Source organism: Salmonella sp. SAL04196, from assembly GCF_046550835.1.
GTDB classification, from domain to species: Bacteria; Pseudomonadota; Gammaproteobacteria; order Enterobacterales; family Enterobacteriaceae; genus Salmonella; species Salmonella enterica.
In genome coordinates this window covers 96,305-121,923 of the sequence record NZ_JBGDXE010000003.1, presented here as the reverse complement: position 1 = coordinate 121,923, position 25,619 = coordinate 96,305, and the positions used below count along the sequence as shown (strand labels likewise).

Genomic DNA, 25,619 nt, shown 5'->3' with positions numbered 1-25,619 from the left:
GTAAGCACCGGTTGTTATGGACGGAGCAAGGCAACGATGAAAACGCCTTTCCGGATTATCATTCTCAACCGGGAATTTAACCATGACAACATTACCTTCCGAAGTAAACGATGAATTAGTCGATATGAAATTTATTACTAAATATTCAAAACTAACGGACAAATGGTTTTACAAGCTGATTAAAGATGGCGAGTTTCCAAAACCTATAAAGCTGGGTCGCAGTTCCCGCTGGTTACGCAGTGAGGTGGAAACCTGGTTCCAGAAGCGCATTGATGAATCACGTCAGTAGCGTTTTCCATTTCCTGCACCATTGTTCCCTGAACCTCGCCGGACAAACTACCTGCTGCGGCTATCTGCTTTACAAGGTATCTATCGATGAAAGAAACCACGGCCCGTCATGATGTACTGCTCAACACCTATCAGCGTTGGTTGAGCGATCTGACCAGTATCGCTATCAAAAATGGCATGTGCCACCCGAACGTCCAGTCCAGCCACGGTCTTACACTCTCAGCGCTGTATTTCCCGGAGGCTGGAGCCGTCACTGCGGTGGTGCCGCAAAGCCTGTACCGGATGATTTATGGCAAAACGCAGCCAGACCCACTGAGCATTCAGCGTGATTTTCTAATCAGCCTCGACATCAACACGGAGCTGTTATTCACCCATGCCGGGCTGGAGGGGGTTTTATTGAGTGAATGCGTCAGGCTGAAGCAAAACCACCTTGCCAGCAAACTGCGCCATCTTCTGACGCGGGTCAGGTCGCGTGAGCTTCGCCAGAAGCTTATCTGGCTGTGCTGGTACGATTTGATGATGGGGGCTCCGGTAGACGACTGGCTGGATATGCTGGCGCTGGCGGACGATGTACAAATTACCACTTGGCTGATACACCGGCAGGAGGAGAATACGGTGCTGACGGATCTGATGGATGAGTACGTTGTGTTTATGCACTACTGAATCCAGCGGCTCATCAACGCCATTCCTCCCGTGAGCATCTGAATCATCCCGCAAATAATTCTCTGCACTATCTGATTTCAATCTGACCCTGGCACACCGGCTATCCGGCACTCTGCGATGGCCGCTGCTTGCCTGCTAACTAACAAGGAAAAAATAATGAACAACGTACTGCTCAACCACTACCAGGCCTGTCTGGATGATTATACTCGCCCGGCTGTTCTCCATGGTCAGTGCCAGCAAGGTATTAACCGCTGGCATAAGCTGGCGATGGTGCCTTGCAAACTCCCCGGAGGCGATCTTGCCGAACTGGTGATCCCCGAACGGCTCCAGCGCGTTCTCACTATTCCGACAACCGCACCGATAACGACAGTTCAGGTCATCAACAAAGATATGATGTATTTACTGCTGCCAGGGGTACTGATCAGTGAATGCGAGCGGTTGGGGATGCGCCGCCTCAGCAATAAACTTGTGTCTTTGTTTCAACAGTTCAATTCGCCGGGAGTGAAGGAATGCCTGACGCTGCTATGTTGGTCAGAACTGGCAACAAGTATTAATCACGATGAATGGAACGAACTGCACCGACTGCAAGCTGAGGCTTTAATGCGATGGATTGACGAAAAGCTACAGACACTCTGGGAGTTGCAGCCGCAGATAGAAGACTACGTCGCTTTGAATAACTAATGAAAGGGCGTCGCACCAAGCGAGTAACGCCCACTTACACTAACGGGCCCGCTGTTTTATTGGCTCAAAAAACATATCCCAGAGATGCTCAGCCATACCTTCGTCAGTGAGCAAGGTATTCCTTGAGTAGCCAGCACTAAAGACTCCCATCGATGGGCGAAAACCGAGGGTCTGACCGTTATCGCCAATGGTTAAGCTTTCATTGTAAGCATTCCCAATTGTACCATCTGACTATAAACGATATCGCCCATGCCCATACTGCGACCGTTGGCTCGCCAGATTGCACATTGACCGACTTTGCTTAAAGCTGTTACGTCAGCTTATTCATCGCCACCTATGCCATCCGGCTCACTTCGTCAGCCGAATTAGTGTGATATTCTTTCCAGAAATCCTGTTGTATCCACGACATAAGGCGATGATTGATGGAGCAGTCTCTCAATTTTGAAATGTTGCGCAGCCAGTGGCCGGAACTGGCAGAACTCGCGTGTATGGCGGAACGCTATGTTCACTCTGACCCGGAAAGCTGTCTGGTTAAGCTGCGTAACTACACTGAGTTGATGGTGCGCTGGTTGTATCGCCAGGAGCGATTGCCGGAAGGTATTAAGGCGAATCTGTACGATTTGATGAACGCAGATGTGTTTACCAGCATGATGCCGGAAGCCATCACCATGAAAATGGATGCGTTGCGTATCCACGGCAACCGTGCCGCGCATGGTGGGCGAATCAAAGCCAAGGATACCTACTGGCTACTCAAGGAAGCATACCTGTTAGGCATCTGGCTATACGTCCGCTATGCCAACGGTAACGTTGACGATTGCCCTAAATTTACCCTTCCTCCTCTGACGCCATCTTCTGCGAGTTCCGATAAAAAACACCTGGAAGAAGCAATACAGGCGCAAATCGAAAGCCGTGATCGTGAACTGGCGCTTCAACGCGCGCTACAGCAGGAGCAGGAAAAGGCCGAACTGCTCACCCAGCGCCTGGATGAAGCCAGAGCACGCAACCAGCATGTTGCCGACATCCTCTCTATTGATGAAGCGGAAACCCGCCGCCGCCTGATTGACTCCCGCCTGCTTGCTGCTGACTGGAGTGTAGGCGAAGAACTTAAAAATACCGATCAGGTTACGCAGGAACATCCTGTTAAAGAGCAGCCTACCGCAACCGGTGACGGTTATGCGGATTATGTCTTGTGGGATGAGGCGCATAAACCGCTGGCGGTGGTGGAAGCAAAAAAAACCAGCGTCAATGCCGAGCAGGGGCGAATTCAGGCCCGACTGTATGCCGACTGGCTGGAAAAAGAATATGGTCAGCGCCCGGTCATCTTCTACACCAACGGTTATGATATCTGGCTGTGGGACGACCATAAAACTCATGGTTATCCTCCGCGTCGGGTATTTGGCTTCTACAGCAAGGAAAGCCTGCAATACCTTATTCAGCAGCGTGAAACTCGTCTGCCGCTGAACAGTGTGCCGCACGTTAAGGATAACGAAGGTAAGGCCGTTGCCGGACGTTTGTATCAGCTTGAAACCATCGCCCGCGTCAGCGAACGGTTTACCAACAAGTACCGACAATCGTTAATTGTTCAGGCGACAGGTACAGGCAAAACCCGCGTGGCAATTGCGCTAAGCAAACTAATGATTGATGCCCGCTGGGTAAAACGTGTCCTGTTTCTTTGTGACCGCAAAGAGCTACGTAAACAGGCTGCAAATGCGTTCAATCAGTTCACCAATGAACCGCTGTATGTGGTCGGGAAATCGAAGAAAGCAGACAGGCAGAATGCCAGGATCTACATCGCCACCTATCCCGGCATGATGAAAATCATGGACCATTTTGATGTCGGTTATTTTGATTTGATCATCGCCGATGAATCCCATCGTTCGATCTATAACGTTTACGGCGATCTGTTTAAGTATTTTGATGCCCTCCAGATTGGCCTGACAGCCACGCCGATCGACATGGTGAGTAAAACCACTTTCGGCCTGTTTGGTTGTGAAGGACGTATCCCTACCGCCAACTACAGCCTGGAAGATGCTATCGCCGATAACAATCTGGTGCCTTATGAGGTCGTCACGCACACCACGGAATTCCTGCGCGAAGGCATCAAACGGGAGAAATTAAGCGACGCACAAATCCGCGAGCTGGAAGAGCAGGGTATCGATCCCAATACCCTGGAATTTGATGGCAAGGCGCTGGATGAGGCGATCTACAACAAAGACACCAACCGCTATATCCTGCGTAACCTGATGGAAAATAGCCTGAAAGATCGGGACGGCCAGCTTCCCGGTAAGACCATCATTTTCGCCCGTAACCACAAACACGCGCTGTTGTTGAATGAATTGTTCGACGACATGTACCCGCAGTTTGCCGGACGCTTCTGCCAGGTCATCGACAACTACGATCCCCGTGCCGAGCAACTGATTGATGATTTTAAAGGGCTGGATGAAAGCACCAACAAAGAGCTGACCATCGCTATCTCTGTTGATATGCTCGATACCGGTATTGATGTCCCGGAAATCGTGAATCTGGTCTTTGCCAAGCCGGTCAAATCGAAAGTGAAGTTCTGGCAGATGATTGGCCGTGGTACGCGTCTTTGCTCAGGACTGTACGGCAACGATGAAAACGGCAAACCGCTGGATAAACAGAAATTCCGCATCTTCGATCACTGGGGTAATTTTGAGTATCACGAGCTGCATACCGAAGAGGCCGAGGTCACAGCGACAAAATCGCTGGCGCAAAAACGCTTCGAAGCGTGGGTTATGCTGGGAGCCGCTGCGCAGCGTAAGTTCGACAAACAGGCGGTGGATTTAGTCGCTCACCAGCTCCGCGAGCAGATCAACGCGCTGGATGAAAAGTCGATTGCCGTGCAGGAAAAGTGGCAGCAAAAAGCGCAGTACAGCGATGAAAAAGTGCTGCGCCAGCTTTCTCCGAAAACGCAGCAGGATCTGTTATCTGTTCTGGCCCCGTTGATGCAGTGGCTGGACGTTCGCGGGCAAAGTGATGCCATGCGCTTTGATATGGATATTCTGGCGGCGCAAACTGCCCGTTATACCAACCCGGAAGAGCTGGATGTGCTCTGGCCGGTCATCATCGAGAAAGTGGAACGTCTGCCGCCGCATCTGACTCAGGTACAACAGCAGGGACAACGGATTAATCAGCTTCGCGATTTGGGCTGGTGGAAGCAGGCCACCTTGGAAGAACTGGAAGATATCCGCATTCATCTGCGCGGCATCATGCACCTGATGGAAAAAGACGCGACGCCGAAATTGGGTTCGATACAGGTGGATATTACCGAAGATGCGAACCTGATCCAGACGGAAACCCGTAAAACCAATATCCGCTCGATTGATTTCAAACTTTATCGCCAGCAGGTTCAGGGAGCACTGGAGCCGTTGTTCCAGCAAAATCCGGTGCTGAAAAAAATCCGCAACGGCGAGCCAGTCACGCGAAACGAGCTGGATGAACTGGCGAAGCTGGTGCTGATCCAGAATCCTAACGTTGATATCCGGGCACTGAAAGAATTCTACCCGCAGGCGACCGCCAGCCTGGATAAACTGTTGCGTACCATCATCGGGATGGACAGCGACGCGGTGGAAGTGCGCTTTGCGCAGTTCGCCGCTGACAACAGCCTGACCAGCCAGCAACTACGCTTTCTGTCACTGCTGAAAAACCACATCCGCGATTACGGCACCATTGAAATGCGGCAGCTCTTTGAACAACCGTTTACGCATATCCACAACGAAGGCGTTACCGGTGTGTTCCCGGATCTAGAGCAGATCGTCCGGTTGCAAAAGATAGTTGAAGAGCTGGGTGTTGTGACCGACGCAGCAACGGTATAATACGCACATGACAAGCCCCGGCAGCGGGGCTTTTGTATTTATAACAGGGTATAGACGTTAACAATGATCACCGGTGACTTAAAAAGTAAAATTGACGGCCTGTGGGAAGATTTCTGGGTAGGCGGCATCACTAACCCGCTGACCGTAATCGAACAGATCACCTACCTGATGTACTCCCGGATGCTGGATACCCAGGAACAACGCGACGAGAAGCGTAAGCAAATCGCGGGTATTGATTTTAAACCGCGTTTTGCGCAAGAACAGCAGGAGTTCCGCTTCAGCCACTATAGCAACCTTGGCTCGGACGAAATGATGGAAGTGGTGCGCGACGGCGTATTCCAGCATTTCCGTCAGCTCGGCCAGGCCGATGCGTCGAAAGTGACGCTGCTGGGCAACTTTATGAAAGATGCTCGCTTGGAGATTGTTAAGCCGTCATTGCTGACCAAAGCGGTTGAGGTGATCAAAAACCTGCCGCTGGATCGCGGTGACACCAAAGGCGATCTCTACGAATATCTGTTAAGCAAGCTGACCACTGCTGGGATCAACGGTCAGTTCCGCACGCCACGCCACATTATCCGCACGATGGTTGAAATGATGGAACCGAACCCCGCACGCGGCGAGACGATTTGCGATCCGGCCTGCGGCACCGGTGGCTTTCTGGCGACCAGCTATGAATATCTGCTGGAGAAGTACAGTTCACTGGAGTCGATTCATACCGAGATTGGCACCAACGAACGCGGCGAGTTGGAGGAGCAAAAAATCTTTACCGGCGACCTGCTGATGCCTTGGCGTAACCATGTGGATAACAACATGTTCCACGGTTACGACTTTGACACCACCATGCTGCGTATTGCCGCCATGAACCTGATTATGCACGGTGTGGAAGCGCCGGATATTCACTATCAGGACACCATGAGCCAGAGTTTCAGCGCCAACTTCCCGCAGGCCAGTAAAAACGCCTTCAACCTTATCCTGGCGAACCCGCCATTTACCGGTTCATTGGATGAGGAAGATATCGACTCCACGCTGTCGGCGATGGTGAAAACCAAGAAAACCGAACTGCTGTTCCTGGCGCGGATCCTGCAAATGCTGAAAGTGGGCGGGCGCAGCGCCACTATCGTGCCGCAGGGCGTGCTGTTTGGCTCCAGTAAGGCGCACCAGTCGCTGCGTAAAACGCTGGTGGAAGATAACCAACTGGAAGCTGTGATCAATCTGCCTTCCGGCATATTTAAGCCTTACGCTGGCGTGGCAACGGCGATCCTGATCTTTACCAAAGGCGGCCAGACGGATGGGGTCTGGTTTTACGATCTACAAAATGATGGCTACAGCCTGGATGACAAGCGCAACCCGATAAAAGACAACGACCTGCCGCATTTGCTGGCAAGCTGGAAGCGTTACCGTACTTTGCGCGGGCTACCGGTTGATAACTTTATGGGCGAGAAATTAGCCTCGTTACTGAAACAGCAGTACCCGGAAGGGATTAATACTGGTGTTGATTTTAAAGATCGCACGCAGGCGGCGTTTGTGGTGCCGAAAGAGGATATTGCCGCGCAGAAATACGATCTCTCTATTAATCGTTATAAAGAAGTAGTGTATCAGGCGGAGGAATATGAAGATCCGAAGGTGATACTAAAACGATTAAAAGATCTGGAAAAAGAGATTCTGGCGGATTTGGATGAGCTGGAGGGGATGCTGTGAGTTGGCCGATGGTGAAGCTTAAGGATTGCTGCGAAGTTGTGGGTGGTGCAACACCTAAACGTAATGTCGCATACTACTGGGATGGTGATATTCCTTGGATAACGCCAAAAGATGTATCAAATCTTAGTGAACCTTATATTTACGAGGCACCAGAATATATATCTAAAGCAGGGTATAAATCTGCTGCAACATATATGTTGCCAGTAGGAACAGTTCTACTCACATCGCGAGCACCAATAGGAAATGTAGCTATTGCTGGTATTGAACTTTGTACAAACCAAGGTTTTAAAAGTTTAATTCCTGGGCAAAATGTTCACAGTAAATATTTATATCATTGTATTAAGAAATTTGTGCCACAATTAGAATTATTAGGTAATGGTGCAACTTTCAAAGAAGTGTCTAAAAGAGTTGTAGAAGATTTTGAAATCCCGTTACCTCCTTTGGAAGAACAGAAACGTATCGCGGCTATTCTCGATAAAGCTGATGGTGTACGTCAAAAACGCGAGCAAGCCATCAAACTGGCTGATGATTTTTTGCGTGCTACGTTTCTGGAGATGTTTGGCGATCCTGTGTCTAATCCAAAAGGGTGGAAGGTAAAACCTTTAAAGGAACTCTCTGTAAAAATAGCTAGTGGTTCTACACCTAAAGGTGGGAGCAAGGTTTATGTTGATAAAGGTATTACCTTTTTTAGAAGCCAAAATGTTTGGAAAAATGATATCAGGCTAGATGATGTCGCGTACATTGATGAAAAAACCCATAACAGTCTAAAGAAAAGTAGTCTAAAACATAAAGATATATTGATGACTAAAACGGGGCGGTTCAATACAGAAAACAGCAGCCTTGGTCGTGCAGCTTTGTTTTTGGGTGATGACGACAGTGCAAACGTCAATGGACATGTTTATTTGATAAGATTAAAGGCAGGGGTGTTACATGAATTTATTGTATACATTTTGACTTCAAATGAATATCGTGAACATATTCGTGAGGTTTGTGTTGGTGGAATAGATAAAAGACAGCTTAACAAAGAACACATTGAAGATTTCCCTATTATCTGCCCGCCAGATGACCTTCAAATTGAGTTCATGAGGAAGTTAAATGGCATTCAAAAAATACGTTCAAATGCTATGATGGGATTGAAAGAGGTTATCCCTCTATTTAACACACTCAACCAAAAAGCTTTTTCTGATGGATTTTAAAAAGTGGGTATGTTCGGTGAAACTCAGATAAATCTACCACCGGTAGCCACCAGTTTGAATCTGGTAAGATTTGGCGATCTGTACTACACTAATTATCTTTTTAGTGCGTACCATACTGATAGTATGCTGTAGCAGAATTAGGGCTTGGTAGAGGCCAGGAAGGAATAACCCTGCTTCTGCCATTCTGCTAAAAAAATAGCCAAGCTTCAGGAGCGATTGCCAACACGAGTCGAGTATTCTCCCGTCCGTATTGCGCTGGTGACAGCCAGAAATAGCCCTTCGGAAATGCGCGTCATTAAAACGCTGAGAAGTTGGGGGGTGTATGTTGATGAGGCTTTTTTCTCGGCGGGGTAGAAAAAACAAAAGTTCTGAAGGCGTTTAAACCGCACATTTTCTTTGACGATCAGGATGTGCATTTGATCGCAGCGGCAAAGGTTGTACCTTCTGGAAAAGTCCCTTATGCCAGTAACTCCGAACTTGCAGAATGTGAAGCATCGTGATTATCGCTAACAAACCATTTAGTCATCACGGCTGAATGGTTTGTATGCCACTCGCAAAATAGCTACCCTACCCCAGATCAACACTCTCCTCTGAACACCTCTTTCCTATGCCATTCCACAAACTGCTCGCCCGGATAATTTTCTTTAACCGGTGGCAACGCAATCGCCTTTCCCGCAAAATCCCAGAACAGCCGCTGCACCACCCCACCGCCATTAACCGCACCTGAAACCACCACACGCATATTTTCATCTAGACCAATCGAGCCGCGATCGAACGCTTTATGATGAATCGCACACAATGCCAGGCCATTAGGTACTTCACAAGGGCCATGGTTCTGCTTCCATCTGATATGGGCAGCTTCCAGAGCAATTGGCGCATTGTCGTGGCGCATGTTGAAGCCGCAGATCGCGCACTGATAATTGTAAGCACGTAGCACCATCTGACGGAACTTCGGATCGCGTTGACGGAGAGAGGTGCGAATATCAAAACCCATCTCGTCAGCGATGTCTTCCTGAATACTGACCGGGAAATGCGCCTCCAGGAGCTGCTGCGCCAGCGTATCAATTAACCTGTGATTTTTTGCCACCAACGCAAAATTATCGGCATCAAATCCACCCGCGACATTATATTCGATGAGTTCACGTCGGGGCGGCTGGCGGCTACCCTTGGTTGAGCACAGTTCCGCGTTTTGTAGTTCCCAGAAGCCATCGCCCTTCAGACGCCAGAACGGCATGTCCGGGCGCTGGTCACGGCGCTGCGGTCCATAACGTTCCAGAAGATCCAGCAAGGGCTCGTAGATTTCAGAACCATAGTTAAACAGGCGATCATGACCCTGCCGATAGTGTGAGAGGACGTGCAACAGCAATAATGGCTTATGTGGCGCACGCTGTTCGCCTTTGCGCCAGATAGTGATATTTGATATCGCTTGCTTTAGGGTTTTGTCAGAGGCCATTACATTGAAGAATCCATGAGCACATATTTGCGATGATGCTCGCAACTATATGTACATTCAAGGCTTTATTGCAGATATCTTTTTTATTTGTCAGCTCTGTACCTGGCAGATGAAAACCCGATAACAACGGTAAAAAATACAGCGACCAACCAGCCCTAATCGGGCTGGTTGGTCATTTTAATTTAAACATCAATCAAGAAATAAAAGCACTCGTCTCACTCACCATGCCCCTGGTTGATCTTCGCATAGTCAAATGGCGTGATCCCTTTCTCCCGATTCGCATCCAGGAAATCAGCCCACCATTGCAGCATCAGTTTACGTTCGTCGATAAACTCCGCCTTATGGATATACGCTGCCCGCACTGAGTTACGTTCCATATGGCTCATCTGTCGTTCTACCTCATCCTTTGACCATAACCCTGACTCAATCAATGAGCTACAAGCCATCGTGCGGAAGCCGTGACCACAAACCTCAACCTTGGTGTCATACCCCGTCACCCGTAGTGCACTGTTCACCGTGTTTTCACTCATCGGCTTACGCGGATCGTGATCGCCAATAAAAATCAGTTCATGCTTGCCACAGAACTGCTTTATCTGTTTCAGGATCGCCAGTGCTTGCTTAGAAAGCGGCACCAAATGCGGTGTATGCATCTTTGAGCCACGATGAGAATGCTTAACATCAGGGATGGGTTCTCTCTCTGGTGGAATCGTCCACATCGACGTTTCAAAATCAATCTCCGACCAACGAGCAAAACGCAGTTCACTGGAACGAATAAAGATAAGCAGGGTAAGTTCGGTTGCCCAACGGGTTAATGGTCTTCCGGTATAGCCATCTATTTTCTGAAGCAGTTCTGGAATACGCTTTAGCTCCAGAGCCGGGCGATGCTGTCGATTGCCAGAAGCAACAGCTCCAGCTATCTCCTGAGCCGGGTTATAATTAATTAACTCACTTTGCACTGCATAACGCATGATGTCCGTAGTGCGCTGTTGAAAACGGGCTGCCACCTAAAGACGTCCATGTGTCTATATGGCTTTAATTGGCGCTAATAAATCGCGAGTTCTTAATTCAGCGATATTAAGCTCACCAAGCGCTGCAAAGAGATTATCTTCCAGACTTTTTAGCACTCGATGGGCGTGATCTTCAGACCACTTTTGATTGGTACCATGCCACTCGATCGCCACCTCTTTGAAGGTCCGTGCTTTACTCTGTTCAACCTTATCATTTTTCTTTTTGTCTCCCGGAGAGACGCCATTCGCTAGCAGCTTACGCGCTTCGTCACGACGTGCTCTGGCATCCGCCAGTGTGATTTCAGGGTAAACCCCAAGTGCCAACATCTTTTGCTTGCCGTCATAACGGTACTGCAAATGCCAGTACTTAGAACCATTAGGATGAACAAGCAGGTGCATACCGCTGCCATCGGTCAGTTTGTATTGCTTATCCGTTGGCTTGGCTGTTCTGACCTTGATATCTGTTAACGCCATGCTTATCCCCTCCCTGTTGGTACAAGGATTATCGAACCGGAAATACCATCATCTGTACCAACATGTGTTGGTAGATGTACGTTGAAGTCGGTTGACCTTGAGAGAGTTGTTACTATAGCGGGAAAGGTAGGTAAATACTGGATTTCAGGCATAAAAAAGACCTCAGTTGAGGTCCATTTACATGCTTTTGGTGCCGAAGGCCGGACTCGAACCGGCACGTATTTCTACGGTTGATTTTGAATCAACTGCGTCTACCGATTTCGCCACTTCGGCACTGAAGAGGTATGCGGAAAACGTTGTGGATTATACCTGTCATACGCCGCCATGCAAGCACGAGCATACACCTGTATCGCTAAGTGCTGAAAATTTCAGCAGCGTTGAGTATTAAATAGAATAATTAGGCTACTTCCCGCCTTCTCCAGCAGATTAACGCCGGGCGTCCCTTGCCTCCATGCTCTACACTTTTCAGTTCAACACCACATTAAGGGAAACACAATGACGATAATAAAAAGCTATGCCGCCAAAGAGGCGGGCGGCGAACTCGAACTCTATGAATATGACGCGGGAGAACTCCAACCGGAAGATGTCGAGGTACGGGTCGACTACTGCGGGATCTGCCATTCCGATCTGTCAATGATCGACAATGAATGGGGGTTCTCTCAATACCCTCTGGTTGCCGGACATGAGGTCATTGGTCGGGTGGCCGCACTCGGCAGCGCGGCACAGGATAAGGGGCTAAAAGTCGGCCAGCGCGTTGGAATCGGCTGGACGGCGCGCAGCTGCGGACACTGCGATGCCTGTATCAGCGGCAATCAAATTAACTGCCAGGAAGGCGCAGTGCCCACTATCCTCAATCGTGGCGGTTTTGCCGAGAAGCTTCGCGCGGGCTGGCAGTGGGTAATTCCTCTTCCGGAGAATATAGATATGGCGTCCGCAGGCCCGCTGTTATGTGGCGGCATTACGGTCTTTAAACCGCTACTGATGCACCATATTACTGCTACCAGCCGCGTTGGCGTCATCGGTATTGGCGGGCTTGGGCATATCGCCATAAAGCTGTTACATGCAATGGGCTGCGAAGTCACCGCGTTCAGCTCAAATCCATCGAAAGAGCAGGAAGTGCTGGCGATGGGGGCCAATAACGTGGTGAACAGCCGCGATCCGGAAGCGTTAAAAGCACTGGCGGGCCAGTTCGATCTCATTATTAACACGGTCAACGTCGATCTCGACTGGCAACCCTACTTCGAAGCGCTGACCTATGGCGGCAACTTCCATACCGTTGGGGCGGTATTGAAGCCGCTGCCCGTACCGGCGTTTACATTGATAGCCGGCGATCGCAGTATCTCAGGCTCGGCAACCGGAACGCCATATGAACTTCGCAAACTGATGAAATTCGCCGGACGCAGCAAAGTCGCGCCCACCACGGAACTGTTCGCAATGTCACAAATCAACGAGGCTATCCAGCACGTTCGCGACGGCAAAGCCCGCTATCGTGTAGTGCTAAAAGCTGACTTCTGACCGCCTGACTCAGCGCTTTGACCATGATCAGGAAGCGCTGAGTGCCTGACGAAAAGCCTGTACAGCCAGTCGGCACTGCTCCGTCACGTGCTCGATGTCATGATTAACATCGATACGCGCAATATCATGTTCATCAGCACAGGGTCGCTCCAGCGCGTCAAACTGACTTTGCAGCAGGTCTGGCGGCATAAAATGCCCGGCACGACGCTGCATTCGCTGCAGAATGGTGGCGTAATCGCCATCCAGCCACAGGAAATGTACGTTAGGGCTGCTCTTACGTAAAATATCGCGGTACTGTTTTTTTAATGACGAGCAGACAATAAATCCCGTCTCATTTTTTTTATAAAGACTGTATGAAGCGTCATTTAATCGTTCCAGCCAGGGTAAGCGGTCTTCATCAGTTAACGGTATTCCCTGAGACATTTTATCAATGTTTTTCGCCGGATGGAGATCATCGCCGTCAATAAACTTCGCAGAAAATAATGTTGCAATTTTGCTACCTATTAAAGACTTACCACTACCTGAAACACCCATTAAAATATAGCTTTCCCCGGCCATTTAAATACCTCTGAGTCATATTCCACTCCACAATATTACGCCTCTACGTTCGACAATTTCACGTTTTTTAACTTCCATAGAGAAGAACTCTAAGGCACATCACGTTATGCGTAACATTGTAGTGTAACAATTTTCCAGCGTGACGTAAGTCACAAATAATGACAAATAAAACCGCTTAAATGCGTTCAGGGTAACTACCTGACCAGTGAGGAATTTATGGAAGTAAAAACTCAATCCTGCGTTGTTGCGGGTAAGCGTGCTGTTGCCGTTACGGAACAAAATATTGAATGGAATAATAAAGGAACACTCGTACAAATTACCCGAGGCGGCATTTGTGGGTCTGACTTACATTATTATCAGGAAGGCAAAGTCGGCAATTTTACAGTAAAAGCGCCAATGATTTTAGGTCATGAAGTGATTGGCAAAATCGTTCATAGCGACTCAGATTTATTACGTGAAGGACAACCGGTAGCGATTAATCCATCGAAGCCTTGCGGTCATTGCAAATACTGTCTGCAGCATGAAGAAAACCACTGTACTGAAATGCGTTTCTTTGGCAGCGCCATGTATTTTCCGCATGTCGATGGCGGTTTTACCCGATTTAAAGCTGTCGATACCGTTCAGTGCATTCCCTGGCCGGAACAGGCAGACGAAAAAGCCATGGCCTTTGCCGAACCGCTGGCGGTTGCCATTCATGCGGCTCATGAGGCGGGCGATCTGCAAGGCAAACGCGTCTTTATCTCCGGCGTTGGCCCTATCGGCTGCCTGATTGTTAGCGCGGTAAAAACGCTGGGCGCGGCGGAAGTGGTATGTGCCGATATCAGTACCCGTTCTCTCTCGCTGGCCCGGCAGATGGGCGCGGATACGCTGGTGAACCCACAGCATGATTCTCTCGATGACTGGAAAGCAGAAAAAGGGTATTTCGATATCAGTTTTGAAGTCTCCGGGCATCCTTCCTCTATCTCAACGTGTCTGGAAGTCACACGGGCAAAAGGCGTGATGGTGCAGGTTGGCATGGGCGGCGCAGTTCCCAACTTCCCGATGATGATGGTAATAAGCAAAGAGATCTCCCTGAAAGGCTCTTTCCGTTTTACTACCGAATTTAATACTGCGGTTTCCTGGCTTGCCAACCGCGTTATCAATCCGCTGCCGTTACTGAGCGCGGAATATCCATTTACCGACCTGGAAGCGGCGCTGATCTTTGCCGGAGACAAAACACAGGCGGCAAAAGTTCAGCTCGTTTTCTGAGAAAGTAAAATAAGGGACACTATCATGAACGATCTTTTTTCTCTGGCAGGTAAAAATATCCTTATCACCGGAGCCGCTCAGGGAATTGGTTATTTGCTGGCAACCGGTCTTGGTCGCTATGGCGCGCGCATTATTGTTAACGATATTACCCCGGAGCGCGCCGAAACAGCCGTGACGAAACTTCAGCAGGAAGGGATAAAGGCTATTGCCGCTCCCTTTAATGTCACCCATAAACAGGATATTGAAGCTGCGGTTGAACATATCGAAAAAGATATCGGCGTCATTGACGTCCTGATAAATAACGCCGGTATCCAGCGCCGTCATCCGTTTACTGAGTTTCCCGAGCAGGAGTGGAATGACGTCATCGCCGTAAATCAGACCGCGGTTTTTCTCGTCTCTCAGGCCGTTACGCGCCGTATGGTGGCGCGGCAGGCAGGAAAAGTGATCAACATCTGTTCGATGCAAAGCGAGCTGGGCCGCGACACGATTACGCCATACGCCGCGTCGAAGGGTGCCGTGAAGATGCTGACTCGCGGCATGTGCGTGGAGCTGGCGCGTCATAATATCCAGGTCAACGGTATTGCGCCGGGATACTTCAAAACGGAGATGACCAAAGCGCTGGTTGAAGATGAAGCCTTCACCTCCTGGCTATGCAAACGTACGCCTGCCGCACGCTGGGGCGATCCCCAGGAGCTTATTGGCGCAGCGGTGTTTCTCTCGTCAAAAGCCTCCGACTTTGTTAACGGACATCTGCTGTTTGTCGATGGCGGTATGCTGGTTGCCGTCTGACCAGGGAAATACGATGCAGCGCGTAAGCGCTGCTATTTTGGCGCTAATAAGAGAGACGAATATGCCATTAATAATTATTGCGGCAGGCGTTGCGCTGCTGTTGGTCTTAATGATTGGCTTTAAAGTTAACGGCTTTATCGCCCTTGTTCTGGTTGCCGCCGTGGTGGGTTTTGCCGAAGGGATGGGCGCGCAAGACGTCCTGCACTCCATACAAAACGGAATTGGCGGTACTCTGGGCGGACTCGCCATGATCCTCGGTTTTGGCGCGATGCTGGGAAGATTAATTTCCGATACCGGCGCCGCGCAGCGCATTGCGACGACGCTCATTAATACGTTCGGTAAAAAACGCGTGCAATGGGCGCTGGTGATCACCGGGCTTATCGTCGGCCTGGCAATGTTTTTTGAAGTCGGATTCGTACTGCTGTTGCCGCTCGTTTTTACGATTGTGGCCTCATCGGGACTGCCCTTGCTGTATGTCGGGGTTCCAATGGTCGCCGCCTTATCCGTTACGCACTGCTTCCTGCCGCCGCATCCCGGCCCTACCGCTATTGCGACAATTTTTGAGGCAAATCTCGGTACGACCCTGCTGTATGGGTTAATCATTACCATACCGACCGTGATTGTTGCCGGCCCTCTGTTTTCAAAATTGCTGGCGCGCTTTGAGAAAGCGCCGCCTGAAGGATTATTTAATCCTCACCTATTCAGTGAAGAGGAGATGCCGTCATTCTGGAACAGTATTTTTGCCGCCGTGATCCCGGTCATTCTGATGGCCATCGCAGCGGTATGTGAAATCACGCTGCCAAAAACGAATGCCGTGCGGGTTTTCTTCGAATTTATCGGTAATCCAGCAGTGGCGTTGTTTATTGCCATTATCATCGCCATTTTTACCCTGGGGCGACGCAATGGACGTACGGTTGAGCAGGTGATGGATATCGTCGGCGAGTCCATTGGCGCTATTGCGATGATTGTTTTTATCATCGCGGGCGGCGGCGCGTTTAAGCAAGTGCTGGTGGATAGCGGCGTGGGCCAATATATCTCGCAATTAATGACCGGCACCTCGCTATCTCCGTTATTAATGTGCTGGACGGTAGCCGCCGTGCTGCGTATTGCGTTAGGTTCCGCGACCGTGGCCGCGATAACCACAGCGGGCGTCGTATTGCCGATTATTAACGTAACCCACGCCGATCCGGCGTTAATGGTACTGGCGACAGGCGCGGGAAGCGTTATTGCATCACATGTTAACGATCCCGGTTTTTGGCTGTTTAAAGGGTATTTTAATCTTAGCGTCGGGGAAACCCTACGCACCTGGACCGTTATGGAAACATTGATTTCTGTCATGGGGTTGCTGGGCGTACTGGCGCTGAATGCGGTTCTGCATTAATTCATCATCCGCAGCCCAATTAACCATGGGGGCGACGTTCCCGCCCCCGGTACTGGAGAAAACATGAGGAATCACAGAATTTCTTTGCAGGATATCGCTACGCTTGCTGGCGTGACAAAAATGACGGTGAGCCGTTACATCCGCTCGCCGAAAAAAGTCGCCAGGGAAACCGGCGAGCGTATTGCGCAGATCATGGAAGAAATTAACTAAATACCAAATCGCGCGCCAGCTATGCTGTTAAACGCGCAAAGTTACACTCTGGGCGTGCTGATCCCCTCTTTTCAGAACCAGTTGTTTGCCGACATTCTTGCCGGGATTGAATCCGTAACGTCGGGTCATAACTACCAAACTCTCATTGCGAATTACAATTACAATCGCGATTCGGAAGAAGAGTCCGTTATCAATTTACTGTCTTACAATATCGACGGCATTATTCTTTCAGAAAAATATCATACCCTCAGAACCGTCAAATTCCTGCGCTCAGCTACCCTTCCGATTGTAGAACTCATGGATATCCAGGGCGATCGCTTAGATATGGAGGTGGGGTTTGATAACCGTCAGGCCGCCTTTGATATGGTCAGCACCATGCTGGATAAACGCCAGCGGCGTAAAATCCTCTATCTGGGTTCAAAAGACGATATCCGTGATGAGCAGCGTTATCATGGCTACTGCGATGCGATGACGCGCCGGGGGCTGGCGCCGTTGCGCATCAATCCCCGCGCTATCTCCTCTATCCATCTGGGGATACAGCTAATGCGTGATGCGCTTGCTGCGCACCCGGACGTGGATGGCGTCTTTTGTACTAACGACGATATCGCAATGGGCGCTCTACTGTGGTGCCGCGAGCGTCAACTGGCCGTACCGGAGCAGATCTCCATCGCCGGCTTCCACGGTCTGGAGATGGGCAGGCAAATGATACCGAGCCTCGCCAGCGTAATTACCCCTCGTTTTGAGATCGGGCGCAGAGCCGCGCAGATGTTGCTCAACAAAATTAAAAATAACGATCTCAACCATAATACGATTGATTTGGGTTATCAGATTTATCACGGCAGCACGTTATAAATTTTTTGATCTACTTTTTCCCGCAGCTTGCCTGAGCTTAACGCGTAGCCAAAAGCGCCACGCGTCAGGTTACGCACTACATCATTCGAGGAATACCAGGCGGTCTGCCGGATGGCGGCGGAAAGGACTTATCAGGCCTACGGGTCATAGTAGGCCTGATAAGCGCAGCGCCATCAGGCACTGCGCTTTACTGCATTGCCGGATGGCAGCCTGTGATTACGACTTACGCAGCATTAGCCACAGGCTAATCAGGAAGAAAGACGCGCTCGGCAGCAGCGCGCCGACAATCGGCGGAATGCCGTATACCAGCGTCAGCGGGCCAAAAATCTGGTCGAGAACGTAAAAGACGAAGCCGAAGCTAATCCCCGTCACCACGCGCACGCCCATCGGCACACTACGCAGTGGGCCAAAGATAAACGACAGCGCCATCAGCATCATCACCGCCACGGAGAGCGGCTGGAAGATTTTACTCCACATATTGAGCTGATAACGTCCGGCGTCCTGTCCGCTCGACTTCAGATATTTAACGTAGTTATGCAGACCGCTGATGGAAAGCGCATCCGGGTCCAGCGCCACCACACCTAACTTATCCGGCGTCAGATTCGTTTTCCAGGTACCGCTCACCGTCTGCGAACCGGTGATCTGTTTCGGGTTTTGCAGATCGGACTCATCCACCTGCGACAAACGCCAGACCTTATGCTCCGGGTCGAATTTTGCCGAAGCGGCGTAACGCACCGACTGCAAACGACGCTGATCGTTGAAAGCGTAAATACTAATGCCGGCCAGCTCCTCGTCGCCCTTCACCCGTTCAATATAGACAAAGTTATTCCCGTCTTTCGCCCACAGACCTTGCTGGGTGGAAAGCAGCGAACCGCCATACATCGCCTGCGCACGATAGTTACGCGCCATCTGCTCGCCCTGCGGGGCGACCCATTCGCCGATCGCCATGGTTAACAGCACCAGGGGGATAGCCGTTTTCATCACCGACAGCGCCACCTGCATACGGGTGAAACCCGATGCCTGCATCACCACCAGTTCGCTACGCTGCGCCAGCATCCCCAGTCCCAGCAGCGCGCCAAGCAGCGCCGCCATAGGAAAGAAGATCTGGATATCCTTAGGTACGCTGAGCAGGGTGTACATACCCGCGCCCAGCGCGTCGTAGTTACCCTGCCCCGCTTTTTTCAGCTGATCGACAAACTTGATGATCCCGGAGAGCGACACCAGCATGAACAACGTCATCATGATGGTGGTAAAAATGGTTTTACCGATATAGCGGTCAAGTACACCAAATGGCTGCATTATACCGCTCCTTTACGCAGAAAACGGGCACGCAGGCGGCGGACCGGCACCGTATCCCACAGGTTTAAACCAATCGCCAACGCCAGATAGATCAGGTTGACCGCCCACATCCAGATAACCGGGTCCAGTTTGCCTTTACCGCCATTCGATTTAATGGAGGTCTGGATCAGGAAGAACAGCAGATAAAGCAGCATGGCGGGCAACATAGACAAGACGCGCCCCTGACGTGGATTCACCACGCTGAGCGGCACGACCATCAGCGCCATCATAAATACGGTAAAGACTAACGTGATACGCCAGTGCAGCTCGGCGCGAGCGCGATCGTTGTCGGTATTCCACAGCGTGCGCATGTCCATCTGGTCGGTATCGTTCGGGTCCAGCGCCACGGCCTGATGGCCAATAATCGCCTGATAGTTCTGGAAGTCGGTGATGCGAAAATCGCGTAGCAACGCCGTTCCTTCAAAACGTGTCCCTTTGTTTAAGGTGACAACCTGGGAACCATCGCGCAACTGAGTAAGGTGTCCGGAATCAGCCACTACCACAGAAGGACGAGCATTGCCCTTAGGGCGAATCTGCGCCAGGAAAACATCGTGGAAGTCGCTGCCATCAACGCTTTCGATAAACAGCACCGAGCTGCCGTTGGTCGCCTGCTGGAATTGCCCCTGCGCCAGCGCCGCCATACCGGGGTTCGCTTTCGCCTCCGCCAGCACTTCATCCTGGTGTTTTGACGACCAGGGACCGGCCCACATCACGTTAACCGCCGCAAGGATACCGGTAAATAACGCCAGTACCATGGCGGCCTTTACCAGCACGGCTTTGCTCAACCCACAGGCGTGCATGACCGTAATTTCACTTTCGGTATACAGTTTGCCCAGCGTCATCAGCAGCCCCAGGAACAGGCTTAAAGGCAGGATGAGCTGCGCCATTTCCGGTACGCCCAGCCCCAGAAGCGAGAGCACCAGATTTGCGGGAATATCGCCGTCAACCGCCGCGCCGAGAATCCTCACTAACTTTTGACAAAAGAAGATCAAAAGTAAGATGAAGAGTATCGCCAGCTGGCTTTTGAGCGTCTCCCGCACCAGATATCTTATGATTATCACTTTAAATACGCCCGTAAAAACCCATTTTTTTGCTGGAATTTAGCTTGTTTCATGGCTTAAACGTCATTTATTCTCTTGAGTCGTCGAAATCATCGCTAAGATCATTATACTCAGCGGATTCACCTCTCAGAACTTGTTCTGACGTGCCAATGCCGTAATAACGTTAAGATTAACACGAAGTCACCGCAACAGCGGATATGAGTTACGAAAGCTTTCAATTTCTATACTCTAATGGATTTCGAGTTGCAGGCAGGCGGCAAGACTGTGGAGCCCCGGAGCTTACATCAGGTAAGCGACAGGGGTGAGCAGGCGCAGCCAACGCATCTGCAACTTGAAAGACGACGAGTATAGCTGTAGCCACCACTGTTGTCTTTAAGATTCAGGAGCATAGTGCATGGAGTTCAGTGTAAAAAGCGGTAGCCCGGAGAAACAGCGGAGTGCCTGCATTGTCGTGGGCGTCTTTGAACCGCGTCGCCTTTCTCCGATTGCAGAACAGCTCGACAAAATTAGCGACGGATACATCAGCGCATTGCTGCGTCGCGGCGAACTGGAAGGAAAACCGGGGCAGACTCTGTTGCTGCACCATGTTCCTAACGTTCTTTCCGAGCGAATCCTCCTCATTGGTTGCGGCAAAGAGCGCGAGCTTGATGAACGTCAGTATAAGCAGGTTATTCAGAAAACGATAAATACTCTGAATGATACCGGCTCAATGGAAGCCGTCTGTTTCCTGACCGAACTGCACGTCAAAGGCCGCAACAACTACTGGAAAGTGCGTCAGGCCGTCGAAACGGCCAAAGAGACGCTTTATAGCTTTGATCAACTCAAGACCAACAAGAGCGAGCCGCGCCGCCCGCTACGTAAGATGGTCTTTAATGTGCCGACCCGCCGTGAGCTCACCAGCGGCGAACGCGCCATTCAGCACGGTCTGGCCATTGCCGCCGGGATTAAGGCTGCGAAAGATCTCGGCAACATGCCGCCCAATATCTGTAACGCCGCCTACCTGGCGTCACAGGCGCGCCAGTTGGCCGACAGCTACAGCAAAAATGTCATCACCCGCGTCATCGGCGAACAGCAAATGCGCGAACTGGGTATGAACGCTTATCTGGCGGTCGGCCACGGTTCGCAGAATGAATCGCTGATGTCGGTGATTGAGTACAAGGGCAATCCATCCGAAGACGCGCGCCCGATCGTGCTGGTGGGTAAAGGCCTGACCTTCGACTCCGGCGGCATCTCCATCAAGCCATCTGAAGGGATGGACGAGATGAAGTACGACATGTGCGGCGCAGCGGCGGTTTACGGCGTGATGCGTATGGTTGCCGAGCTTCAGCTACCGATTAACGTTATCGGCGTGCTGGCGGGCTGTGAAAACATGCCGGGCGGACGCGCGTATCGTCCGGGCGACGTGCTGACCACCATGTCTGGTCAAACCGTTGAAGTCCTGAACACCGACGCCGAAGGCCGTCTGGTTTTGTGCGACGTGCTGACCTACGTTGAGCGCTTCGAACCGGAAGCGGTTATCGACGTGGCGACGCTAACCGGGGCCTGCGTGATTGCGCTGGGCCATCACATTACCGGTCTGATGTCGAACCATAACCCGCTGGCGCATGAACTGATCGGCGCGTCCGAGCAGGCTGGCGACCGCGCGTGGCGTCTGCCGCTGGGCGATGAGTTCCAGGAACAACTGGAGTCCAACTTTGCGGATATGGCAAACATTGGTGGTCGTCCTGGCGGCGCCATCACCGCGGGCTGCTTCCTGTCGCGCTTTACCCGTAAGTATAACTGGGCGCACCTGGATATCGCCGGCACCGCCTGGCGCTCCGGCAAAGCGAAAGGCGCGACGGGGCGTCCGGTAGCGCTGTTGTCGCAGTTCCTGCTCAATCGCGCGGGCTTTAACGGCGAAGAGTAAGTTTGAGATTACCCCGTAGGCCTGATAAGGCGTATAAGCGCAGCGCCATCAGGCGTTTTGCCGGATGGCGCTGCGCTTATCCGGCCTACGGGAGGCATCATGGCAACGCATTTAAATCCACCACAAGAAGCCCCATATATGAAAAATGCGACGTTCTATCTTCTGGATAATGACACTACCGTCAATGGTTTAAGCGCCGTTGAACAACTGGTGTGTGAAATTGCCGCAGAACGTTGGCGCGCCGGCAAGCGCGTGCTGATCGCCTGCGAAGATGAGAAGCAGGCCATTCGGCTGGATGAAGCGCTGTGGGCGAGACCGGCGGAAAGTTTTGTCCCGCACAATCTGGCAGGCGAAGGCCCACGCGGCGGCGCGCCGGTTGAAATTGCCTGGCCGCAAAAACGCAACAGCAGCCCGCGCGATATTTTAATCAGCCTGCGTACAAGCTTTGCAGATTTTGCCACCGCTTTCACAGAAGTGGTAGACTTCGTCCCTTACGAAGAAACTTTGAAACAACTGGCGCGCGAACGCTACAAAGCCTACCGCGTGGCTGGTTTTAACCTGAATACGGCAACCTGGAAATAATGGAAAAGACATATAACCCCCAAGATATCGAACAGCCGCTTTACGAGCACTGGGAAAAGCAGGGCTATTTCAAGCCTAACGGCGACGAAAGCAAAGAGTCCTTCTGCATCATGATCCCGCCGCCGAACGTCACCGGCAGTTTGCATATGGGACATGCTTTCCAGCAAACCATCATGGATACCATGATCCGTTACCAGCGTATGCAGGGTAAAAACACCCTGTGGCAGGTCGGCACCGACCACGCCGGGATCGCGACCCAGATGGTGGTTGAGCGCAAGATTGCCGCTGAAGAAGGTAAAACCCGTCACGACTACGGCCGCGATGCGTTTATCGACAAAATCTGGCAGTGGAAAGCGGAATCCGGCGGCACCATTACCCGTCAGATGCGCCGTCTCGGCAACTCCGTTGACTGGGAGCGCGAGCGCTTCACCATGGACGAAGGTCTTTCCAATGCCGTGAAAGAAGTCTTTGTCCGCCTGTACAAAGAAGACCTGATTTACCGTGGCAAACGCCTGGTGAACTGGGACCCGAAGCTGCGCACCGCCATCTCTGACCTGGAAGTGGAAAACCGCGAGTCCAAAGGCTCGATGTGGCACATCCGCTATCCGCTTGCCGACGGCGCGAAAACCGCAGACGGTAAAGATTACCTGGTCGTCGCCACCACCCGTCCGGAAACCGTACTGGGCGATACCGGCGTGGCCGTGAACCCGGAAGATCCGCGTTATAAAGATCTGATTGGCAAATTCGTTATTCTGCCGCTGGTTAACCGCCGTATTCCGATTGTGGGCGACGAACACGCCGATATGGAAAAAGGCACCGGCTGCGTAAAAATCACCCCGGCGCACGACTTTAACGACTATGAAGTCGGGAAACGTCACGCCCTGCCGATGATCAACATCCTGACCTTTGACGGCGACATTCGCGAAAGCGCGGAAGTGTTCGATACCAAAGGTGAAGAGTCTGACGTTTATTCCAGCGAGATTCCGGCTGAGTTCCAGAAGCTGGAACGCTTTGCTGCCCGTAAGGCCATCGTTGCTGCCGTTGACGCGCTCGGCTTGCTGGAAGAAATTAAACCGCACGACCTGACCGTCCCTTACGGCGACCGTGGCGGCGTGGTTATCGAACCGATGCTAACCGACCAGTGGTACGTCCGTGCCGACGTGCTGGCGAAACCGGCGGTGGAAGCGGTTGAAAACGGCGACATTCAGTTCGTGCCGAAGCAGTACGAAAACATGTACTTCTCCTGGATGCGTGATATCCAGGACTGGTGTATCTCTCGTCAGTTGTGGTGGGGTCACCGTATCCCGGCATGGTATGACAACGACGGCAACGTCTACGTTGGCCGTACAGAAGACGAAGTGCGTCAGGAAAACAACCTTGGTGCCGACGTTGCGCTGCGTCAGGACGAAGACGTTCTCGATACCTGGTTCTCCTCCGCGCTGTGGACTTTCTCCACCCTCGGCTGGCCGGAAAACACCGACGCCCTGCGTCAGTTCCACCCCACCAGCGTGATGGTGTCCGGCTTCGATATCATCTTCTTCTGGATTGCCCGCATGATCATGATGACCATGCACTTCATCAAAGATGAAAACGGCAAGCCGCAGGTGCCGTTCCATACCGTCTATATGACCGGTCTGATTCGCGACGACGAAGGCCAGAAGATGTCCAAATCCAAGGGTAACGTTATCGACCCGCTGGATATGGTGGACGGCATCTCCCTGCCGGAACTGCTGGAAAAACGCACCGGCAATATGATGCAGCCGCAGATGGCGGAGAAAATTCGCAAGCGTACCGAGAAGCAGTTCCCGAACGGCATCGAGCCGCACGGCACCGACGCCCTGCGCTTTACCCTGGCGGCGCTGGCCTCGACCGGCCGCGATATCAACTGGGATATGAAGCGTCTGGAAGGTTACCGTAACTTCTGTAACAAGCTGTGGAACGCCAGCCGCTTTGTGCTGATGAACACCGAAGAGCAGGATTGCGGCTTCAACGGCGGCGAAATGACGCTGTCGCTGGCGGACCGCTGGATCCTGGCGGAATTCAACCAGACCGTTAAAGCCTACCGCGACGCTCTGGACAGCTTCCGCTTCGATATCGCCGCAGGCATCCTGTACGAGTTCACCTGGAACCAGTTCTGCGACTGGTATCTGGAGCTGACCAAGCCGGTGATGACCGGGGGTTCCGAGTCTGAGCTGCGCGGCACCCGCCATACGCTGGTCACCGTGCTGGAAGGTTTGCTGCGTCTGGCGCACCCGATCATTCCGTTCATCACCGAAACCATCTGGCAGCGCGTGAAGGTCATTTGCGGTATTACCGCCGACACCATCATGCTGCAGCCGTTCCCGGAATATAACGCCGCACAGGTGGATGAAGCCGCGTTGGCCGATACCGAGTGGCTGAAGCAGGCGATCGTCGCGGTACGTAACATTCGTGCGGAAATGAACATCGCCCCGGGCAAACCGCTGGAACTGCTGCTGCGCGGCTGTAGTGAAGAAGCCGTTCGTCGTGTTAACGACAACCGTAGCTTCCTGCAAACCCTGGCGCGTCTGGAAAGCATCACCGTGCTGCCAGCCGATGACAAAGGCCCGGTTTCCGTGACCAAAATCATCGACGGCGCCGAACTGCTGATCCCGATGGCAGGCCTCATCAACAAAGACGATGAGCTGGCGCGTCTGGCGAAAGAAGTGGCGAAAATCGAAGGCGAGATTGCCCGTATCGAAGGCAAACTGTCCAACGAAGGTTTCGTCGCCCGTGCGCCGGAAGCGGTGATTGCCAAAGAGCGTGAGAAGCTGGACGGTTACGCAGAAGCCAAAGCGAAACTGATTGAGCAGCAGGCGGTTATTAGCGCGCTGTAATCTGAAAGCCTGATGGCGCTTCGCTTAC

18 protein-coding genes, 1 tRNA gene and 3 pseudogenes are annotated in these 25,619 nt (G+C 51.6%); 15 read left to right on the top strand and 7 right to left on the bottom strand.

Annotated elements, in window-relative coordinates; translation table 11 throughout:
• Positions 1–82 precede the first annotated feature (82 nt).
• The 7 genes and pseudogenes from ACLJPE_RS13325 to ACLJPE_RS13295 all read left to right on the top strand — a co-directional run bounded on the left by ACLJPE_RS13325 (position 83) and on the right by ACLJPE_RS13295 (position 8,862).
• Entirely contained in the window at positions 83–289 is a 207-nt protein-coding gene (locus ACLJPE_RS13325) for a helix-turn-helix transcriptional regulator (RefSeq protein WP_001620335.1), read from the top strand.
• Between the two features lie 86 nt (positions 290–375).
• A complete protein-coding gene (locus ACLJPE_RS13320; RefSeq protein ID WP_023233286.1) occupies positions 376–951 on the top strand; it encodes a hypothetical protein in 576 nt (191 codons plus the stop codon).
• 156 nt (positions 952–1,107) lie between these two features.
• Positions 1,108–1,632, top strand: a complete 525-nt coding sequence (locus tag ACLJPE_RS13315; RefSeq protein WP_023233285.1) for a hypothetical protein — start codon at positions 1,108–1,110, stop codon at positions 1,630–1,632.
• A gap of 422 nt (positions 1,633–2,054) precedes the next feature.
• The gene (locus ACLJPE_RS13310; protein WP_023233284.1) at positions 2,055–5,468 is read left to right on the top strand and encodes a DEAD/DEAH box helicase family protein; all 3,414 of its coding nucleotides are present in this window, start codon (positions 2,055–2,057) and stop codon (positions 5,466–5,468) included.
• 63 nt (positions 5,469–5,531) lie between these two features.
• Complete coding sequence (locus ACLJPE_RS13305) at positions 5,532–7,166, top strand: class I SAM-dependent DNA methyltransferase (protein ID WP_023233283.1); 1,635 nt, start codon at positions 5,532–5,534, stop codon at positions 7,164–7,166.
• Positions 7,163–8,362 carry a restriction endonuclease subunit S gene (locus tag ACLJPE_RS13300; RefSeq protein ID WP_114050527.1) on the top strand — a complete coding sequence of 400 codons (1,200 nt, stop codon included), beginning with the start codon at positions 7,163–7,165 and terminating at the stop codon, positions 8,360–8,362. Before ACLJPE_RS13305 ends, ACLJPE_RS13300 begins: the two co-directional genes overlap by 4 nt.
• A 195-nt stretch (positions 8,363–8,557) precedes the next feature.
• Positions 8,558–8,862 (top strand): annotated as a pseudogene (locus ACLJPE_RS13295) (5'-nucleotidase).
• A 77-nt stretch (positions 8,863–8,939) separates the two neighbouring features.
• Here the strand turns inward: ACLJPE_RS13295 and ACLJPE_RS13290 are convergent.
• From ACLJPE_RS13290 to ACLJPE_RS13280, 3 genes and pseudogenes are all read right to left on the bottom strand, one after another.
• The gene (locus ACLJPE_RS13290) at positions 8,940–9,815 is read right to left on the bottom strand and encodes a phosphorothioated DNA-binding restriction endonuclease (protein ID WP_023137284.1); all 876 of its coding nucleotides are present in this window, start codon (positions 9,813–9,815) and stop codon (positions 8,940–8,942) included.
• Between the two features lie 215 nt (positions 9,816–10,030).
• Positions 10,031–11,296: pseudogene (locus tag ACLJPE_RS13285) on the bottom strand (tyrosine-type recombinase/integrase).
• A 188-nt stretch (positions 11,297–11,484) separates the two neighbouring features.
• Positions 11,485–11,569, bottom strand: a tRNA-Leu gene (locus ACLJPE_RS13280).
• Between the two features lie 222 nt (positions 11,570–11,791).
• Here ACLJPE_RS13280 and ACLJPE_RS13275 point away from each other — a divergent pair.
• On the top strand, positions 11,792–12,811 hold the full coding sequence (locus ACLJPE_RS13275; protein ID WP_000152563.1) for an NAD(P)-dependent alcohol dehydrogenase: 1,020 nt from the start codon (positions 11,792–11,794) through the stop codon (positions 12,809–12,811).
• 27 nt (positions 12,812–12,838) lie between these two features.
• Here ACLJPE_RS13275 and idnK read toward each other — a convergent pair whose 3' ends face one another.
• Entirely contained in the window at positions 12,839–13,369 is a 531-nt protein-coding gene (idnK, locus tag ACLJPE_RS13270) for a gluconokinase (RefSeq protein ID WP_000896756.1), read from the bottom strand.
• 216 nt (positions 13,370–13,585) lie between these two features.
• Between idnK and idnD the strand changes: the two genes are divergently transcribed.
• The 4 genes and pseudogenes from idnD (at position 13,586) to ACLJPE_RS13250 (ending at position 17,849) form a co-directional block, all read left to right on the top strand.
• Positions 13,586–14,617: an L-idonate 5-dehydrogenase gene (gene idnD, locus ACLJPE_RS13265; protein WP_039513704.1), complete on the top strand. Its 1,032-nt coding sequence runs from the start codon at positions 13,586–13,588 to the stop codon at positions 14,615–14,617.
• Positions 14,618–14,641: 24 nt separating this feature from the next.
• A complete protein-coding gene (gene idnO, locus ACLJPE_RS13260) occupies positions 14,642–15,406 on the top strand; it encodes a gluconate 5-dehydrogenase (RefSeq protein ID WP_000998688.1) in 765 nt (254 codons plus the stop codon).
• A gap of 61 nt (positions 15,407–15,467) precedes the next feature.
• The gene (gene idnT / locus ACLJPE_RS13255) at positions 15,468–16,787 is read left to right on the top strand and encodes a gnt-II system L-idonate transporter (protein ID WP_001128356.1); all 1,320 of its coding nucleotides are present in this window, start codon (positions 15,468–15,470) and stop codon (positions 16,785–16,787) included.
• 63 nt (positions 16,788–16,850) lie between these two features.
• A pseudogene (locus tag ACLJPE_RS13250) lies at positions 16,851–17,849 on the top strand (LacI family DNA-binding transcriptional regulator).
• Positions 17,850–18,065: 216 nt separating this feature from the next.
• On the opposite strand, the gene lptG reads toward ACLJPE_RS13250, so the two are convergent.
• The 3 genes from lptG to ACLJPE_RS13235 form a co-directional block, all read right to left on the bottom strand.
• The gene (gene lptG / locus ACLJPE_RS13245) at positions 18,066–19,148 is read right to left on the bottom strand and encodes an LPS export ABC transporter permease LptG (protein WP_001182242.1); all 1,083 of its coding nucleotides are present in this window, start codon (positions 19,146–19,148) and stop codon (positions 18,066–18,068) included.
• The gene (lptF, locus tag ACLJPE_RS13240; RefSeq protein WP_000584132.1) at positions 19,148–20,248 is read right to left on the bottom strand and encodes an LPS export ABC transporter permease LptF; all 1,101 of its coding nucleotides are present in this window, start codon (positions 20,246–20,248) and stop codon (positions 19,148–19,150) included. Before lptF ends, lptG begins: the two co-directional genes overlap by 1 nt.
• A 63-nt stretch (positions 20,249–20,311) precedes the next feature.
• On the bottom strand, positions 20,312–20,362 hold the full coding sequence (locus tag ACLJPE_RS13235) for a hypothetical protein (protein WP_212724070.1): 51 nt from the start codon (positions 20,360–20,362) through the stop codon (positions 20,312–20,314).
• A gap of 280 nt (positions 20,363–20,642) precedes the next feature.
• Here ACLJPE_RS13235 and pepA point away from each other — a divergent pair, with 280 nt between their 5' ends.
• The 3 genes from pepA to ACLJPE_RS13220 all read left to right on the top strand — a co-directional run bounded on the left by pepA (position 20,643) and on the right by ACLJPE_RS13220 (position 25,591).
• A complete protein-coding gene (pepA, locus tag ACLJPE_RS13230; protein WP_000397158.1) occupies positions 20,643–22,154 on the top strand; it encodes a leucyl aminopeptidase in 1,512 nt (503 codons plus the stop codon).
• 138 nt (positions 22,155–22,292) lie between these two features.
• Complete coding sequence (gene holC, locus ACLJPE_RS13225; protein WP_001523689.1) at positions 22,293–22,736, top strand: DNA polymerase III subunit chi; 444 nt, start codon at positions 22,293–22,295, stop codon at positions 22,734–22,736.
• The gene (locus ACLJPE_RS13220; RefSeq protein WP_000416331.1) at positions 22,736–25,591 is read left to right on the top strand and encodes a valine--tRNA ligase; all 2,856 of its coding nucleotides are present in this window, start codon (positions 22,736–22,738) and stop codon (positions 25,589–25,591) included. The genes holC and ACLJPE_RS13220 overlap by 1 nt, the downstream gene beginning before the upstream one ends.
• The last annotated feature ends 28 nt before the right edge of the window (positions 25,592–25,619 follow it).